Origin of the sequence: Oceanospirillum sanctuarii (assembly GCF_002150805.1) — a bacterium.
Taxonomy (GTDB): Bacteria; Pseudomonadota; Gammaproteobacteria; order Pseudomonadales; family Halomonadaceae; genus Oceanospirillum; species Oceanospirillum sanctuarii.
Window position 1 is genome coordinate 739,195 of the sequence record NZ_MTBA01000001.1, and the last position, 16,336, is coordinate 755,530.

15 protein-coding genes are annotated in these 16,336 nt (G+C 47.0%); 7 read left to right on the forward strand and 8 right to left on the reverse strand.

Annotated elements, in window-relative coordinates; genetic code table 11:
• The first annotated feature begins 7 nt into the window (after positions 1 to 7).
• The 6 genes from BV405_RS03050 to gltS all read left to right on the forward strand — a co-directional run bounded on the left by BV405_RS03050 (position 8) and on the right by gltS (position 4,200).
• Positions 8 to 847 carry a metal ABC transporter permease gene (locus tag BV405_RS03050; protein WP_086479361.1) on the forward strand — a complete coding sequence of 280 codons (840 nt, stop codon included), beginning with the start codon at positions 8 to 10 and terminating at the stop codon, positions 845 to 847.
• Positions 848 to 885: 38 nt separating this feature from the next.
• Positions 886 to 1,332 carry a phosphoribosyl-AMP cyclohydrolase gene (hisI, locus tag BV405_RS03055; protein ID WP_086479362.1) on the forward strand — a complete coding sequence of 149 codons (447 nt, stop codon included), beginning with the start codon at positions 886 to 888 and terminating at the stop codon, positions 1,330 to 1,332.
• Positions 1,333 to 1,374: 42 nt separating this feature from the next.
• Complete coding sequence (gene yidD, locus BV405_RS18070; RefSeq protein ID WP_086479363.1) at positions 1,375 to 1,767, forward strand: membrane protein insertion efficiency factor YidD; 393 nt, start codon at positions 1,375 to 1,377, stop codon at positions 1,765 to 1,767.
• The gene (locus BV405_RS03065) at positions 1,754 to 2,221 is read left to right on the forward strand and encodes a DUF1289 domain-containing protein (RefSeq protein WP_086479364.1); all 468 of its coding nucleotides are present in this window, start codon (positions 1,754 to 1,756) and stop codon (positions 2,219 to 2,221) included. Before yidD ends, BV405_RS03065 begins: the two co-directional genes overlap by 14 nt.
• On the forward strand, positions 2,208 to 2,855 hold the full coding sequence (locus tag BV405_RS03070) for a MiaE family protein (RefSeq protein ID WP_086479365.1): 648 nt from the start codon (positions 2,208 to 2,210) through the stop codon (positions 2,853 to 2,855). Before BV405_RS03065 ends, BV405_RS03070 begins: the two co-directional genes overlap by 14 nt.
• 142 nt (positions 2,856 to 2,997) lie before the next feature.
• Positions 2,998 to 4,200 (forward strand): sodium/glutamate symporter, encoded by a 1,203-nt coding sequence (gene gltS / locus BV405_RS03075; RefSeq protein ID WP_086479366.1) that lies wholly within the window; start codon positions 2,998 to 3,000, stop codon positions 4,198 to 4,200.
• A 126-nt stretch (positions 4,201 to 4,326) separates the two neighbouring features.
• On the opposite strand, the gene BV405_RS03080 is transcribed toward gltS, so the two are convergent.
• The 3 genes from BV405_RS03080 to BV405_RS03090 form a co-directional block, all read right to left on the reverse strand.
• Positions 4,327 to 4,740 (reverse strand): SufE family protein, encoded by a 414-nt coding sequence (locus tag BV405_RS03080; protein WP_086479367.1) that lies wholly within the window; start codon positions 4,738 to 4,740, stop codon positions 4,327 to 4,329.
• Positions 4,741 to 4,918: 178 nt separating this feature from the next.
• Positions 4,919 to 6,130: a M20 aminoacylase family protein gene (locus BV405_RS03085; protein ID WP_086479368.1), complete on the reverse strand. Its 1,212-nt coding sequence runs from the start codon at positions 6,128 to 6,130 to the stop codon at positions 4,919 to 4,921.
• Positions 6,131 to 6,163: 33 nt separating this feature from the next.
• On the reverse strand, positions 6,164 to 7,423 hold the full coding sequence (locus BV405_RS03090; RefSeq protein WP_086479369.1) for a tyrosine-type recombinase/integrase: 1,260 nt from the start codon (positions 7,421 to 7,423) through the stop codon (positions 6,164 to 6,166).
• A 273-nt stretch (positions 7,424 to 7,696) separates the two neighbouring features.
• Here BV405_RS03090 and BV405_RS03095 point away from each other — a divergent pair, with 273 nt between their 5' ends.
• Positions 7,697 to 8,752, forward strand: a complete 1,056-nt coding sequence (locus tag BV405_RS03095) for a DNA-binding protein (protein WP_086479370.1) — start codon at positions 7,697 to 7,699, stop codon at positions 8,750 to 8,752.
• A gap of 53 nt (positions 8,753 to 8,805) precedes the next feature.
• On the opposite strand, the gene BV405_RS03100 is transcribed toward BV405_RS03095, so the two are convergent.
• The 5 genes from BV405_RS03100 to nfuA all read right to left on the reverse strand — a co-directional run bounded on the left by BV405_RS03100 (position 8,806) and on the right by nfuA (position 15,922).
• On the reverse strand, positions 8,806 to 10,134 hold the full coding sequence (locus BV405_RS03100; protein WP_086479371.1) for an OmpP1/FadL family transporter: 1,329 nt from the start codon (positions 10,132 to 10,134) through the stop codon (positions 8,806 to 8,808).
• Between the two features lie 35 nt (positions 10,135 to 10,169).
• Entirely contained in the window at positions 10,170 to 12,302 is a 2,133-nt protein-coding gene (locus BV405_RS03105; RefSeq protein ID WP_086479372.1) for a hypothetical protein, read from the reverse strand.
• 576 nt (positions 12,303 to 12,878) lie between these two features.
• Positions 12,879 to 13,850: a hypothetical protein gene (locus BV405_RS03115; protein WP_086479374.1), complete on the reverse strand. Its 972-nt coding sequence runs from the start codon at positions 13,848 to 13,850 to the stop codon at positions 12,879 to 12,881.
• Between the two features lie 370 nt (positions 13,851 to 14,220).
• Positions 14,221 to 15,210 (reverse strand): TAXI family TRAP transporter solute-binding subunit, encoded by a 990-nt coding sequence (locus BV405_RS03120; RefSeq protein WP_086479375.1) that lies wholly within the window; start codon positions 15,208 to 15,210, stop codon positions 14,221 to 14,223.
• A gap of 121 nt (positions 15,211 to 15,331) precedes the next feature.
• Complete coding sequence (nfuA, locus tag BV405_RS03125) at positions 15,332 to 15,922, reverse strand: Fe-S biogenesis protein NfuA (protein ID WP_086479376.1); 591 nt, start codon at positions 15,920 to 15,922, stop codon at positions 15,332 to 15,334.
• Positions 15,923 to 16,336: the final 414 nt, after the last annotated feature.

Genomic DNA, 16,336 nt, shown 5'->3' on the forward strand with positions numbered 1-16,336 from the left:
GATAACAATGATGGAATTCTTTTCAGCCCTGACTGAACAAACTTTTCTGCAGAACGCTCTGATTGCCGGTGTTCTTGCCAGCATCGCCTGCGGCCTGATCGGCACCTATGTGGTTGTGATGCGTATCAGCTACCTTGCAGGTGGTATCGCACACTCGGTTATGGGCGGCATGGGGCTGGCCTATTATCTTGGCGGCTCACCTTTCATTGGCGCTCTGATCGCTGCCGTTGTTTCTGCCTTAATTATCGGTTGGGTGAAACTCTACTGGCAGGAACGGGAAGACACCTTAATCGGCGCACTCTGGGCATCGGGTATGGCGATAGGCGTACTCTTTATCAGCCAGACGCCGGGCTATCAGGTGGATCTGATGAGCTATCTGTTCGGTAATATCCTGCTGGTTGCTAAGGGGGATCTTTGGCTGATGGCGGGAATGGATGCCGTAATTATCGCGGCAATTGCCCTGCTCTATCGTCCGTTTCAGGCCGTTGCCTTTGATGCCCAGTTCGCCCGCCTGAGAGGCTTGCCGGTCAACTTTCTTTACTTGCTGCTGCTTTGCATCGTGGCTCTGACCGTTGTTCTGATGATTCAGGTTGTCGGTCTTATTCTGGTAATTGCCCTGCTGACACTTCCTGCTGCTATCGCAGGCCACTACACCAAAACACTGGGCAGCATGATGGCTTTGGCATCGCTTCTTGGTCTTGCCTTTACCTCTGGTGGTTTGGCGATCTCTTATCAGCCAGATCTGCCCGCCGGTGCCTGCATCATCCTGCTGGCAGCTGCAACTTTTATCATTTCTGCTATAGTAGCCGCCCGTAAAAAGCCTCTGGAGACTGAAGCAGAGGCCTGATTCTCTAAATTCTGACACCTAATTTTTAAGGCTCCATCATGACAAGCGCAGCGTTTAACTGGAAACAGGTCGAAAAGGCCGAACTGAATCAAACCTTCGATCTGGACACTGCACTTAGCCATCTGAAATTCAATGAAGACGGCCTGATTCCTGCCATTGCCCAACAGTTCGACAGTGGTGAAGTGGTGATGATGGCCTGGATGAATCTGGATTCCATTAAAGAAACCCTTAAAAACCAGCGCGTTTGCTACTGGTCCCGTTCCCGTCAGGCCTACTGGCGCAAAGGTGAATCCTCTGGTCAGGTACAACACCTGAAAGAGATGCGCGTTGATTGCGATGGCGACACCCTGTTGCTTCTGGTTGACCAAATCGGCCCAGCCTGCCACACCGGTCGCCGCAGCTGCTTTTATGCGGTAGCGGATGAGGCTAGCTTGCGTGTTGATTCCGAGCCTATGATCAGCCCGGAAGAACTTTACGGTAAGTAATTCACGCTACTTCACCGGATCAAGATCCGTCGGTATCAGACTATGAAATACCTGCTCAAGCTTTTGGTGCACTTCTATCGCTATGTGATCAGCCCTTTGCTGCCCAATCGCTGTATCTATTATCCGACCTGTTCGAGCTATGCTCTTGAAGCTCTGGAAACCCACGGCGCGATCAAGGGCACAATTCTGGCGGTTAAAAGGATTCTCAGCTGTAATCCTTTGGCAAAAGGCGGATACGATCCGGTACCGGAAAAAGGCTGCTGGAGCAACGGTGTTCACCAGTGCGAACACTCTCATTCTGAGACGTCTGAAACCGACTCAACATCGACTGGATCCATCAACAAAAGCGCTGACACAATCAATAAAAGCACCGACTCCATCAACGATAAAATCACTGACGACATACAAGACACCAATACTCATGGCAAGAATTGAATCTCCCTGCATCGGCATCTGCAGCACCACTCTGGGTGACGAGATCTGTCGTGGCTGCAAGCGTCACTCTGATGAGATTTTAAGCTGGGGGCAGGCTGAAGCCAGTGAGCGCGATGCGGCTATGCATCGTATTGAATCCCTCACCGAAAAAACCGTATCTGAGTTTTTTGTGTTGCTTGATAAAGATCAACTGCAACAACAACTTAGCCAGCGCCGAATCCGCTATACTAAGCGCTTTTCGCCCGAATGCTGGATCGTTGATCTGTTAAGGGTCGGCGCAGGCCGTATTCAGGATATTGAAGCCTACGGCATTACACTTACGGATCAGGCCAGAAGGCTTTCGCCGGATACCGGGCGACACAACACGACATCGCGTCTTCTGGAACTCATTTACCAGAAGATCAACCGAACCATCTTAGAAGAAACAGACAGGCTGATTTGTGAAAAATCCTGATTTGCTCGAAGAGATCTACCAGTTTTTACCTTGCTCCACCCCTGCTCTCTGGGTGGAACAGGCCCTTGAAAACCTTGATATCCTGCTGATCGACCACGCTCAGTGCGAGAAAAAAGCAGCATCTACAGCGATGAATCTGATGTATCGCTACGTGGACAAGCCGGATCTGTTGAAAAAAATGTCTCAGCTGGCCCGTGAAGAACTGCTTCACTTTGAGCAGGTCGTCACCATTCTTGAAGAGCGAGGCATCCGCTACGAGCACCTTACAGCGGCTCGTTATGCTTCCGGCCTTCGTCAACATATCCGCAAGGGTGCTGATGAGCTGATCGATGTGCTTATCATTGGTGCCTTTATCGAAGCACGCTCCTGTGAACGCTTTATGGCTCTGATTCCCCATCTGGATGAAGCGCTGGGCAAATACTACCAGTCACTGGTTCGCTCCGAAGGTCGCCACTATCGCGATTATCTGGATCTGGCTCAGCAATACGCCTCAGCTCCAATCGACGAGCGCATCGCTTTCTTTGCGGAAGTGGAGAAAGAGCTGATCGAATCCGATGATGATACCTTCCGCTTCCACAGCGGCCCGGTTGTTATCAAGCAAGACCTGAAACAGGATCAGGCACAACCAGCTTGAGCCGTTCAATCAGTCGTTACGCATTGAAATGATCAAGAAAGGCGCTACCGGATATCCGATAGCGCCTTTCTGGCTTATATAAATATGCTACCAACCCTTTTCCACTCAGCCCCTTTTGAAAGCGCTTTGCAAAGGCAATTTAATGGCTTTAGATTTTAGTGAAACCCTCATTCTTGCCATTTTGGTTTTATTTACTGGCATGCACCTCAACAAGAAGATCCCTTTTTTCAGGAATTATAATATTCCGGAACCCGTCACAGGTGGCGTTTTAGCCTCTCTCGTCCTTGGTTTGATCTATGCCATTACCGGAATCGAAGTAAAATTTTCTCTGGAGCAAAGAGATGCTCTTTTGATTGTCTTTTTCACTACCGTTGGACTTTCAGCCAAGTTCTCCACTTTGCTAAAGGGCGGTTCTGCTCTGGTGGTGCTGCTGGTTCTGGCAATCGTGTTTTTATTTGTTCAGAACCTCACTGGTATCGGTGCTGCTCAAATGACTGACCAGAGCTCACACATGGGGCTGCTTAGTGGTTCGATCTCTCTTAGTGGCGGTCACGGCACCACCATCGCCTGGGCACCCGTTTTCTCTAACCAATATATGATTGAGAATGCACTGGAGATCGGAATCGCCTGCGCTACTTTTGGTCTGGTGTTTGGAGGTTTGATCGGCGGCCCTATTGCACAATACCTGATCAAAAAGCACGATCTTAAACCCTATACCGAAACTGCTCCGGTAACTGTCGGCATTAAGCATGATGAAACGAAGAACACCAGCATCTCTGTCGACAGTATGCTGGTTGCTTTATTTGTTATTAGTCTTGCAATTAGCCTAGGTATTCAGCTGAACAGTTTGGTTGAAAGTATCGGCTTAAAACTACCGATGTTTGTAACAGCTCTGTTTTCAGGGATCTTCCTGACAAACACCGTCCCTCTGATATTCAAACAAATTCAGTGGCCAACGAATACGCCGACACTTTCTCTTGTCTCGGACCTGTCTCTTGGCTTATTTCTCGCCATGTCACTGATGTCGCTGCAATTATGGTCTCTGGTAGACCTCGCGCTGCCATTGATTCTGGTACTGGTTTTGCAGATCCTGTTTACGGTGCTTTTCTCTATCTTTGTTGTATTCCGGCTTTTAGGGAAATCATACGAGTCAGCAGTCATGACCTCAGGTTATGCGGGCCTTACCCTGGGAGCAACTCCGACAGCCATCGCCAATATGACAGCGGTAACTAAAAAATTCGGCGTATCCCATAAAGCCTTTATTGTTGTCCCTCTGGTAGGCGCTTTCTTTATCGACGTTTGTAATGCCATGATTATTAATGGCTTTCTAATTGCCTTAGGGTAATTAGGACTTCCAGCGCTACCGCAGCAACTAACAAAAAAACCGCCTTATGGCGGTTTTTTTGTGTCGATCTAATTGCTGGTAAATTCTACAACGATTTACCCGCTGAAACAGATAAAATATTAAGCGTTACTTATAGCTGGTCGCCAACTCGCCGATTCGCTGCAGCATCGCATGCAGACCATTGCTACGCGTCGGGCTCAGGTGTTTATCAAGACCCAACTTGGCCAGAAACTCCGGCTGAGTTGCCAGAATATCTGCCGGTGTGCGGTTATCGTAGATACGCAGAAGCAGGGCAATCAGTCCGGATACAATCGCGGCATCACTGATCGCATTCAGCTTGATCTTGCCATCTTTAAACTCGTGATGAATCCAAACCTGAGACTGGCAGCCATTGATCTTATTCAGATCTGTTTTCCACTCTTCAGGAAACTCCGGCAGCTGCTTACCCATGTCGATGATGTACTGATACTTGTCCATCCAATCATCAAAAAACTCAAACTCATCAACAAGATCTAACTGTGCCTGATTGATTTCGGACATAACGCAGCCTTCCAGTAACTTTCGGGTAAAAGATAAAACCAGTCACCAACACTTTAAAACGTGCTAGAGGTGATCCTGATAACGACAAAATGCCTTCTAAAACAATGCTGTAATTTATCACAACGGGCAGAGGGCATTATAGCAGCGCGCGCTCTAACCGTCAGTTACAGGTAACGTCTCAGCGCGCCGCCAACCCATGATGATAGGCTAAAGCCACCCACAAACTGGCACCTGTCGCCAAAATCTCATCATTGAAATCATAGTGCGGACTATGAAGAGTACAGCTTCCCGTCGTTGGACCATTGCCTAACCAGAAGTAACAGCCCGGAATCTCCTGAAGGAAATAGGAGAAATCTTCCGCGCCCATACTCGGTGGTAATTTGCTCTGAACAAACGAATCACCAAGCATCCTTTTTGCAACCACTTCCAGGCTTTGCGTCGCCTTAGTCTGGTTTATTGTTGCCGGATAGGTTCCGCCAAAGGCGATTGATCCGGTTGCACCGAAGCCTGCACAGGTGTGCTGTACCAGATCAGACATTCTCTGATGTAGTAACGCATGGGTTTCATCATTAAGGGCTCGGGTCGTCCCCTTTAGGGTGACACTGCCGGGAATAATATTGGTCGTCGTTCCCGCATTCATTTGGGTCACACTGATAACACCGGATTCCAACGGACTGATATTTCGACTGACAACGCTTTGAAAAGCCGTAATCAGCTGGGCTGCGATGACAGTAGGGTCCACGCCTAAATGAGGCATAGCACCATGACCACCTTCACCCTCAATCAGCACTTCGAAGGTATCCATTCCCGCCATCACTGGACCATCATGAACCGCTACATGACCCGCCTCAAGCCCCGGCCAGTTATGCAGACCAAAGACATAATCAGCCGGATAATCTTTGAAAATCCCCTGATTCACCATCACCCGGGCGCCACCCTGCCCCTCTTCTGCAGGCTGAAAGATCAGGACGACTTCACCACAGAAATCGGGATGCTCAGCAAGGTATTTGGCAGCACCGAGCAACATCGTTGTGTGACCATCATGACCACAGGCATGCATCTGGCCGTCATGGCGAGAGCGGTGCTCAAATGTATTTTTTTCCTGTAATGGCAAGGCATCCATGTCTGCTCTTAAAGCTATCGTAGGCCCCGCACCACCCTGCCCTTTGATACGCGCCATAATGCCGGTTTCCGCCCAGTTCCTGGTAAACTCAATCCCCCATTCAGCGAGCTTTGCTGCAATCAGATCCGAAGTTTTTTGCTCAAGGTAAGCCAGCTCAGGGTGAGCATGAATCTGATGACGCCACTGAATCATCTCTTTGTGACGTAAAGAACCAGCCTCAATCACAGGCTTAATGATTTGGGCAGAATTTTTATGTAGGTCGGTCATAAATCGCTCTTTCTTATTATCTCTCGACGGGCATCAGCTATCAGAGGTTTCATCCTGAGCTGCAACACCATCAAAACGGTTAACTGCATCATGCCACGCTTCATCTTCAGCATGGAAATAGATTGCCGTCGTTTCCAACTGGCTGTGCCGGGCTGTTTTACTGACCAGCCGTAGGTCAACACCCTTATCTGCCAGATGGGTAATAGCCGTGTGCCGGAACCAATGCGTCGATGCCTGACGCATTCTGGCTGCAGATTCCGGAAAATTAGCGTCAATCAGATCAGCGGTATCCGCGAGGATTTTCTTGCTTAACCGGTAGATCATATTCGGGCTTACGCCTTTTGTGCCCCGTGTTGAACGAATAAAAGGGCTTTCATCATCAACCTCCGGCTCCGCTGACAAACCAAGAAATCTTCGATAATGCATTACCTGGCGGATCATAGGTTCAGGAACCGGAACCTCAGCATACTTTTTACCTTTACCTAACACCCGCCACCACCATCGTCCACGCCTTTGAAAAAAGTCGTTCATATTGCAGGCGGCAACCTCACTGGCCCGGGGCGCCAGATAGTAGAGGAAGTAAAACAGCGTTTTTTCCCGCACAGATTCACGTTCGTTTTTTTCGCCAGATTCCACATCGATGCCAAAACTCTCGGAATAGCGCTCGAAAATATGCCGAATATCATCCTGCTCCAGATAGCGTTCAATTTTCTTACTGCGCTGCATCGCCTGATTATCGGTGCTTTTATGACGAATCAACGCAAAGGGGTTGCCTCTGAGATAATCCGCATCTCGCAGGTAATTAAACAAGCCTTTAAGGATCGTCAGCGTTTGTCTTTGACTCGTTGCACTTAATCCCGTCTTAAAGGGTTTCCAGTCCGGGGAAGTTCGGGCGCAAGGTTCACCACACCAAAAATCAACGGGTTCAGGCTGTTTTATAAAGGCCTGATAATCCGCAATATCCTGCCGGTTCAGATCCGACAATGCCTTACCTTGCTGATACCAACACCAAAGAATAAGGCGTTCAGCCTCACGGCGATAACTGCGAAACGTTTCGGGTGAATCCTGATATTCCAAAAGCCAGCTCTGCACGGCTTCCAGGTCTGTATTGGCGACAATTTGTGGTGCTACGTCATTTCGGTTTGCTCCAAAACGGCCACTCAAAACCTCTGGTAGCTCCACTTGGTTCGCTATCAGCTTTTCCAAAGGCATCAAAGCACCTGAAGGGCCGCTAATGCCCTGTTCGTTACCAGATTGCCTGCCCAGTGAGCCAGCTTGAATGAATTCAGCCATTTCTCGTTACCAACCAATTTCTCGTTACTAGCCGATAGTTATCGATCGTTAAACGCTGTCGTTCGTTAAACCGCTATTTTCAGCCATCAAGACTGCACCAAGCCTCAAGGCAACTTATCAGCCCATTCTAGCAGTGTAATTTTAAAAATTCACGGTTATTAGAGTTACCGTGAATTAGCAGCAATATTGATTAAATTTATTATGTAATGCATAATACGTAATATTGACTGTAAGTCTTAATGTGTGCGTTACCGGATTAGGAAAAAGCGAAAAATGGCAAGAAATGGCATTAGTTATAGCGACGTAAAACAAGCCATCGACGAGATGCAGTCAGAAGGCCTAAACCCCACCATTGCAGGATTACGGGAAAGACTGGGCACCGGCAGCTTCACCACCATCTCGGAACACTTAAAACGCTGGAGAAGCGAAAGGCAGCAACAACCCATGATTGCTGGCGACACCCCTGCCCCAGACAACCTGAACAGCATGGTTCAGGCGGTATGGCAGCAAGCCCGCGAAGACGCGACAAAAGAACTGGAAAGCTACAAACAGGAAATTCAGAAGACCCTGGATCAGGCCGAGGAAGAAAAGCAGCAAGCCATAGAGCAAGCTGTAGCCACAAATGAACGCAACAAATGGCTGGAAGACAAAAATAACGCCCTGCTCGAAGAGATCAGAGAATTGGAAAAACAGAAAGGAATTCTGACAACCAAGATCGAGAACAGTGAAGATAAAAACAGAGAGCTGAGAACTCACTTAGAAAGCGCAAAAGCGGATCTCACCAGCCAGCAACAAAGCCTGGAAGAACTGAAAGAGAAGCAACGCAAAGAACTCGCTCAATTTGAAGAAAGAAGCCAACAGGAGAGACAGAAGCTCCAGGACGACCTCAAGGAGACACTTAAGCTATTCGAACAACAGCTCAATGAAGAGAGAAAACGCAGCGAAGCATCCGAGCAACACTGGATCAAACAGATTGATAGCCTGAGACAGCAGCTGAAAGACAAAGACGCAAGAAAGGATAAACTGGAGAAAAATCTATCTGAGCAAAACAGAGCAAATAGCGAACAAAACAAAGCCACAACATCTGTGCTGAGTGCAATTCAGACAAGCCTCGAGAACAGCAATCTGCAAAACAAAGAAAACCAGAGCTCGCTAACAGCCCTTATCAAAGCGGTAAAAGAGATCGAAAGGAACACCGATAAAGAAATAAAACACCTACGAAATGAAACCGAAGAGAACCAGAGAAATCAGGAACAATTGTTTACTCAGCTCACAAACCAAATAAAAGACCTCGAAAATACCACCCCCCCCCAAAAAAGCACTGATTAAACAAAAAAGAGCCGGCAATGCCGGCTCTTTATATATCAGAGAGACCAACTCAACTAGAAAGACATATTGTAAGCAAGCGAGAACACATTAGCGCTTGTCTCGTAATCAGCATCCAACTTACCTCGGGACGCATCCTCAGAAAGCGAACCATCCCTCACGACACTAACATCATCAATCATAACGTAGGTATAGGCAGCGGTTAGCTCACTTCCACCTGCAAACTTATAACTCCCACCTAGCGATACCCACTGACGGTCACCATCTGGGGTTCTAGCCGAACGATAAGCTTCTTTTGCAGGCGAGTTATCCTGCGCATAACCGCCCCGAAGGGTTAACTGATCAGAATATTCATAAGTCAAACCTGTTGAATAGAACCATTGATCCTCAAAGTTGAACGTCAAAACTGAGTCAGGCTGCTTTATGCCGTCATCACCAGGCGCGAAGGCAATCCGCATCTCATCCAGAACACCCCAACCTGTTTTCATAGCTGTAGCGCCTAGAGTCAGACGCTCACCCAGATCCTGCTCAAGACTCATCGTGAGAACAGAGGGGAAGCTCAGTTCATCAAACAGATAAGCTTCATCCACACCCAATGCTGCGAGAGTCGGACTGACATTGGTATAATCCGCATCACCTTCGAATGTGTACTCAACATCACTTCGGTAACCTACACCAATACGAGTGCCATCAATAGGCTCCAGGGCGATACCTATAGAGTATGCATAGGCAATATCATCAGCCTCTAACTCAGCATAACCATCCCCTGAAGAGCTATTACCACCGCTAAAATCGGTTAAGCTTGAGGCCAGCAATACGCTCCCCTTATGCACCTGCACACTGGCACCCACAGCGCCCCAGCCACCAAGCTTTTGAGCCAGAGAAAGTGACAACGCGATATCCTGAACAGCCGTTTCCGCAGAATGATATCGACCAGCCCAATCCTTACCGTACTTACCTGACAACCCAAAAGGCACATTCAAAGAAGCTCCAAGCGTGGTACTGCTTGTCACAGGGAGCGCAAAATACACCGAAGGAACCAGAGTTGGGTTCACCACGTCATTCGGCGCCTTACCGGACAGTGTGTTTCCACCCGGGTCCGAAGCCGAGTTAACCGTGACATCCATACTTGGCATGACCAGAGCTCCGGAAGCATAAAGCTCTACACCCTTAGCATTACTAAATAACGCAGGGTTCCAGAAGCTGAAAGAAATATCCTGATTACTTGCTGCAGCACCTGCCAATGCATTACCAGAAGCCGTTGCACTGTGATCATTTAATGCAAAACCTGCAGCTGAAGCTTGCTGTGCAGTCAAGCCAGAGCCTAAGGTAAATAACGCTAATTTGATGCTGCTTGCCAGCAATTGTTTTTTAATCATTTTCATTGTGAACTCCGTTCTTATTTTTGTCTGATCACAAATTACTGGACAACATTAGTATTTAAAGCACCGCCAGATGCCGATCCCTGAAGCGCTTTACCGCCAGATTTCAGGAATGAAATAACCTGGGTCTGCATCTCAGTTGTTGCGGCAGCTGCTGAAGTAGCATCCTGAGTTACACCAGTGGCAGCTGATGGATCCAGCAAAGATGTGTGCTTACCCACAAGGAAGTTTGTATAAACCTTAAGATCAGTTGTACTAGGTGCAATCGCCAATGATGACTTAGACAACCCAAGGGCAGAGATCAGCGGAGAGGTACCACCCAGCGGGAAGCCATTTGAGGAAGTGCTATTTGGTACTGTTTGGTCAGCCAGATTTACACCGTTACCAACAACCTGGGTAACAAGAACCGGAGTATCAGAGTTAATTTTGGAAGCCCAAGCAATAGCATCAGCTGAATCTATTACTTGCTGCGCACCAGCAACAAAGCCACTCAAGAATGTCGGATATGCAATATTTGCAAGATTATTGTAGGTCGCAACTTCATCTGATTTAAGCTTCTTAAGGGCATCAGCTGTATAACCCAAAGCAGGGGCCACTGCCTCAGCAAAGGAATCATTTGCCCTTAATGCTGTTTTGACAATAGGGCCAAATGAACTGGAATACCCCATGATCGCTGCAGCCTGAGTACCACCAACGGTAAGAGCTGCTGCGTTAAATTCAAAGTTAGTATTCGTTGTGTAGGAGTCAGACGCACCAAGTACACCGGTACCGATAATAGAACCTAAAGACACACCCAGCAGCGATACTTTATCATCATCAAGGTTTAACGCATTGCCCTCTAAAGCACGGCGTAGCGTAAGGACATCACTGATAGACTGCTTCAAGTTATCTCTTACTGTGCGAAGAGCCCCTAAATTAGCAAAAATTAATGGACTACCCTTTACATATTTATCTCCAGCACCTTTATCGGTAGCAGTTACTTCATAAACTCCGTCCGAATCAAAATCTATACTTCGGGAGCCATGCAATGGCAGATCAATGGCAACTAACGCAATACCCTGTGCGGCAAGGTTTCCAGCGATAGCAGCTGCTGTTTCTTTATATGAGGTGATGCCATGCACATAAACAGCCACAGGCCAACCATTGGCAGGTGAAGTCCCGCTTGGCGTGGAGATAAAGACATTGACAGTTTGATCTGACTGCTTGACTGGAGCGTAGTTACCTGGGCGCGGAGAAACATCATCGGAGTTCTTCCAACTACTGGTCAAACCACCAGTGGATGAAGGGGTTTCAAGGTAATAAGGCAGAACCAAACTGCCCGATGAAATAGTAGGATTTCCACCTTTGGCAGCTTCTGCCTCAGCCTCAGTCTTGCCTGCAGCCAGCAAGTAGTTCTTCAGATCAGCAACCGTAGCCACAGATGTAATGCTCGGATTCGCGGTATTAATTTGCGCCATAACCTCCTGCATAACTCTACCGACAGACTGAGTTTTGAAACTGCCTGAATAGATAGTCGTTGACGTGCTGGTGTAGGCACTAAGAGTCGTGTTAGCAGCCTGAAGAGAGGTCTGAATAGCCTGAGTCTGCGTAGGCTGACTGCTCAGATCAGCATTACTGGATAGAAGTTTGTAACTGGAAGAGCTCTCCACAGCTCTGCCCAGGCTATCTTTGAGATTATTTTTTATGGCAAAGAAATATTCTGCACTAGGCCTAAGAGGCTTTAAAGGGATAATCGCAATGCCAGTACTTGTTGCCTTGGTAATGTAATCGGCTCCAAAGGCTTTAAGTGAAACAGTACCTGCAGCATCCTTTTCAACCAGAACAACCGTTGACGCGGACTCAGCAGATGTTGAATCAAGCGTTACAGAGCCAAACTTCTTACTCGGCAAGGCTACTTCAATATTAATCGGTGAGCTTAAACCCCAGCCATCTAAACTATTAAGAGACTCGTATATATCACCGGTTTCTGGGATATTAATCAGCCCAGTAGATTGAGACATCAAGAGATTAGTAGGTGTCGAAATCTTTCCCACTGCTGGGTCAAATGCAATTGTAGTAGCAGGAATACTGCTCACCTTAGGCGCTGCACTTTGATCAATATTATCCGAGTCTAGACAACCGGTGAGGGTCAGCGCGCTGGAAATAGCGGCTGCTAAAAGTGTTTTCTTCATTGCTGTACCTTCACTATTTTTATTGTTCGCCAGCAAAGCCTTCTACTGACTTTTTATCTTTTGTTGCAGCTGTTGTTTTTGTTATCAGCACGCAATCAAACATACGTTTGACTAGATTTGCATTCAAATGGATCTTTGTCAAACCCTCAGAAACCTAAAAAACTCTTTAACGCTATACAGTTAGGTCATATTCAGCTTTCAAACACACCCAGCACAAAAAAGGATTAATAAACATACAGATAGCTATTTTTTGAAACGCAACAAAATGACCAGATGGTCACAAAACATTTAAAAACAAGGAAAGGCATTCTGAAAACAAAGACGATAGGTAAGCGGTAAGCGGTAAGCGGTAAGCGGTAAGCGGTAAGCGGTAAGCGGTAAGCGGTAAGCGGTAATATTCCGAAATGCAGACTATAGATGAAAAGGTTTCTATAGGTCACCGCGGCAGGACTCAGCCAGGAGTTGGTAAGGAAAGAAACAACTCATGGAGTGCGATTGAGTAGAGAAGGAAAGCCTATACCCTGCCAGCGGTGTCTGAATGCACAGCCCAAAGGGCTGTGCATAACAACCTCAAAATTAGAAGTTGTAGTTCGCCATAAAACGAATTGTGCTTGTATCAACAGCTGGAGCAGCTGCAAAGCCATAACCAGCGCCTAACATGCTGTATTCAGCACCAACGGTCACACCAGAGGCGGTTGTAGTTTTAACGTTAGCCCAAATGGCGGTAGCATCATCTTTACCTGCAGCATCCGGCGAATACTGGTCAAAGGCAGCATTAAAGCTCATGCCATCACCCATTGGCAGAGAAACAGAACCACCGAATGCAGTGTAAAGATCACTGTGTGTAGTGAAAGAGCCTTTAACAGTCATACCGCTCATGTCTGCAACGACACCGCCTGTGATTCGAGTTGATCCGTCGGTAGAATTGTCACCTGCATCTTGAGTCATATCAAAAGCACCAACAACCTTCAGACCACCCATATCACCAACAAATTTCGCAGCCAATCCAGGCACAGCAGAATCAGTCACACCAGCATCATAAGCACCAACTGTCAAAGAGCCAGCACCTAGGTCCATTTTAGTGGAGACCTGAGCAGCTCGTGTGGAAGGTGCAGAAGAAAGCGCGTTAGTATTTGGGTCAAGCGCAGGGAAAAGCAACTCAGTCGTCGCTGACGGCTTCCAAGTCTGACCAACGGTAACACCATCAAAAGTAACATAAGCATGGCGCAGTCGAGGCTCACCTGTCTTTACAGTACTTGCCTTACTAACCGTGGTCGTAGCCGTTGTATCGCCATCAGTTTTGTAAGAGCCGTTCAGGTCAAATTCAATGTGAGCTTTTGCGCCTGAATCGTTCTTGGCAATAAAGCCTAGGCGCGACTCGGTACCACCTGCTGAAAAATCCATATCTCCACCATCAGGGGTGGTTTCTGTAACATGAATTTGGATACGACCGTAAACATCGACATCTGCAGCTTGAACAGAAGTAGTCATCGCTGCTGCAGCCAGAGGAAGAAGGATAGTTCCTGCAATTTTGTGCTGAAGTTTCATGTTGTTCCTTACCTTTAGGTTGTTGTTATTAGTGAGGCAAATCAGACGGAGTTTGTCCTAACCTTTGCCTCACTCAAAAAGAATTTGTTTTTGTTATCGAGAGTGTGGCTTGGCTTCTCGTCGGGATTGAGATTCTGAGAATTTTAGATTTCTGTCAACCGCGCTTTTCGCACCAAAAGAGACCTCCCAGCCTGACGCCCAGCACACTATTGGTTCAAAAAATTAGATCCGATTAATTTTTTTGTAATAAAAACATGCCCAATTAAACTACCTTACAGTTGTTTGAAAACACTGACCAGCCAGTCGCAATTCATAAAAAAAAATCCCTCCAAAGGAGGGATTTTTAAATTTAGCAATAAATCAATTACGACTAAGGTATTGCTTTATCGACATTTTCTTCAGCCTGGACACCGTACAAATTCACCAGAAACTTAGTGACCCCAGGATGAACAGGCGAAATTTTTGAAGAAAAATCGAAGGATCGATCTTTTGATAATCCCTGCAAAGCGGGATGCATTTGCTTTAGACGTTCAAAGTTTTCGAAGAGGACACGACTTAATTCATACGCCGCAGCATCTGGCACCGACTCGGAGGCCACCAAACTTGCCGTTAAAGTGATTGTCGATATCGGGTTGGGGTTTCCGCGATACATAGCACCACTAATCTCCCCTGCACTATAAAAAGGATAAAGCGAGGAAAAACTTTCGATCAGCTCATCCGGTAGCGGGATGATTTTGCTATCGCAAAAAGTTGTTGCCTCTGATACAGAAGCATTAGGATGACCCACAATATAGACAAAGGCATCGATCCTACCGGAACACAGAGCCTCGGACATATCAGATGCTGAGAGTTCACTGGCGACTTCAAAGTCGTTATACCCCCAGCCCAAAGTACTTAAGATCAGATCCATGGTACGACGCTGACCAGACTCCGGATTCCCCAGATTCACCTTTTTGCCCTTCAGATCCTCAAAACGCTCAATACCACTATCTTTTCTAGCGACAATAGTTAGCGCTTCAGAATGCAGATTCAGAATCGTACGCAAACCTTTATTTGGACCTTGAGGGGCAAAAATTGAAGACCCCATCGCTGCATGATAAAGCCAATCAGGCTGCACGATAGCCAGATCCAACTCCCCTCGTCTTAATGCGTTCAGGTTGTAAGTAGAGCCCTGAGTACTTTCTACGGCGCAGCGGATACCGTGACGATCCCTGTCTTTATTGAGAAGCCTGCAGATCGCGCCGCCAGTCGGGTAATAAACACCCGTTAAATCACCTGTACCCATGACAATAAATGCGGAATCAGCCTTAACAGGGGCTGTTAATACGAATAACAAAAGAACGACTAATACCTTAGGCATATAGGGACTTCCGGAGTGCGTTATAACCAGTAAAAACCTAGGGTTAACTATAAAGGTAAAAAACAGATACAACAAAAAAACCAGCCGAAGCTGGTTTCTTGTTTACCGCGATGAACGCTGTCTATTTAAAGTAAGCGTTATCAGTCACCGTGTGGTCCGTTACATCGCGCACGCCGGTTAGCTGAGGAATTTTTTCCATCAAGGTTTTCTCAACACCGTCTTTAAGCGTCAGGTCAACTGCTGAACAACCCTGGCAACCACCGCCAAACTGCAGAATGGCGACATTGTCATCTGTCAGTTCAATCAACTTGATTTCACCACCGTGCGCGGCAAGTCCTGGGTTGATATCAGAATAAAGCACGTAGTTAATCTGCTCAGCCAGAGGGCTATCCGCACTGACTTTTGGCATTTTTGCGTTTGGCGCTTTAATCGTCAGCTGACCACCCATACGATCCGGGTTGTAATCAACAACCGCTTCTTCCAGATAACTTGAGCTGGTCTTATCCAGGTACACAGGGAAAGGCGCACCTTCCTGTAAAACATCTTCAGCTTCTTCCTCTCCGGGACGGCAATACGCCAGGCAAGTTTCTGCATAAGGAGTACCTGGCTGAGTCACAAATACACGTACACCGATGCCGTCGGCATCCTGCTTGCTCAGTAGGTCACCAAGATATTTCTGAGCGCTTTCAGTAATTTCAATAATGGCAGACATGAATCGTCACCTAAATTCCACAATGAATGATTAAGGGCATTTTAGGGCAAAAACCTTGGGATTTAAATACCCAACCATTTTAATCAGGCTTTATCTTTGTTCCTTAGTCATTTCTGACTGATTATTAAAATTCTGCACGTTGTCGCAAAAATATTTCAGGGTCAGAAAATAAGGTCTTTGATAAGGTTTGCCGCTGTTTAAAAGCCCGGAATTTCTGTCTCAACAGTTATGATCAAACTCACGAACGGATATAAGTATCTGATCTGACAAGGATCTCTTAAAACTGTTTTTTATTTGATAGAATGCGGCAATCTTACGCGATTGATTCAAATTCAGCGACTAATAACACCTCGACATCAACAAAAGTCGCTCAATTTCATCTCGTCTAACCAGTTTATACCCGTTCGGAGCACC

Bases quoted from the DNA above. Each gene is read 5' to 3' on its own strand.
- gltS (WP_086479366.1), top strand. From the start codon at position 2,998: ATGGCTTTAGATTTTAGTGAAACCCTCATTCTTGCCATTTTGGTTTTA.
- nfuA (WP_086479376.1), bottom strand. From the start codon at position 15,922: ATGTCTGCCATTATTGAAATTACTGAAAGCGCTCAGAAATATCTTGGT.
- BV405_RS03105 (WP_086479372.1), bottom strand. From the start codon at position 12,302: ATGAAGAAAACACTTTTAGCAGCCGCTATTTCCAGCGCGCTGACCCTC.
- yidD (WP_086479363.1), top strand. From the start codon at position 1,375: ATGAAATACCTGCTCAAGCTTTTGGTGCACTTCTATCGCTATGTGATC.
- BV405_RS03115 (WP_086479374.1), bottom strand. From the start codon at position 13,850: ATGAAACTTCAGCACAAAATTGCAGGAACTATCCTTCTTCCTCTGGCT.
- BV405_RS03095 (WP_086479370.1), top strand. From the start codon at position 7,697: ATGGCAAGAAATGGCATTAGTTATAGCGACGTAAAACAAGCCATCGAC.
- hisI (WP_086479362.1), top strand. From the start codon at position 886: ATGACAAGCGCAGCGTTTAACTGGAAACAGGTCGAAAAGGCCGAACTG.
- BV405_RS03085 (WP_086479368.1), bottom strand. From the start codon at position 6,130: ATGACCGACCTACATAAAAATTCTGCCCAAATCATTAAGCCTGTGATT.
- BV405_RS03090 (WP_086479369.1), bottom strand. From the start codon at position 7,423: ATGGCTGAATTCATTCAAGCTGGCTCACTGGGCAGGCAATCTGGTAAC.
- BV405_RS03100 (WP_086479371.1), bottom strand. From the start codon at position 10,134: ATGAAAATGATTAAAAAACAATTGCTGGCAAGCAGCATCAAATTAGCG.
- BV405_RS03065 (WP_086479364.1), top strand. From the start codon at position 1,754: ATGGCAAGAATTGAATCTCCCTGCATCGGCATCTGCAGCACCACTCTG.
- BV405_RS03050 (WP_086479361.1), top strand. From the start codon at position 8: ATGATGGAATTCTTTTCAGCCCTGACTGAACAAACTTTTCTGCAGAAC.
- BV405_RS03080 (WP_086479367.1), bottom strand. From the start codon at position 4,740: ATGTCCGAAATCAATCAGGCACAGTTAGATCTTGTTGATGAGTTTGAG.
- BV405_RS03120 (WP_086479375.1), bottom strand. From the start codon at position 15,210: ATGCCTAAGGTATTAGTCGTTCTTTTGTTATTCGTATTAACAGCCCCT.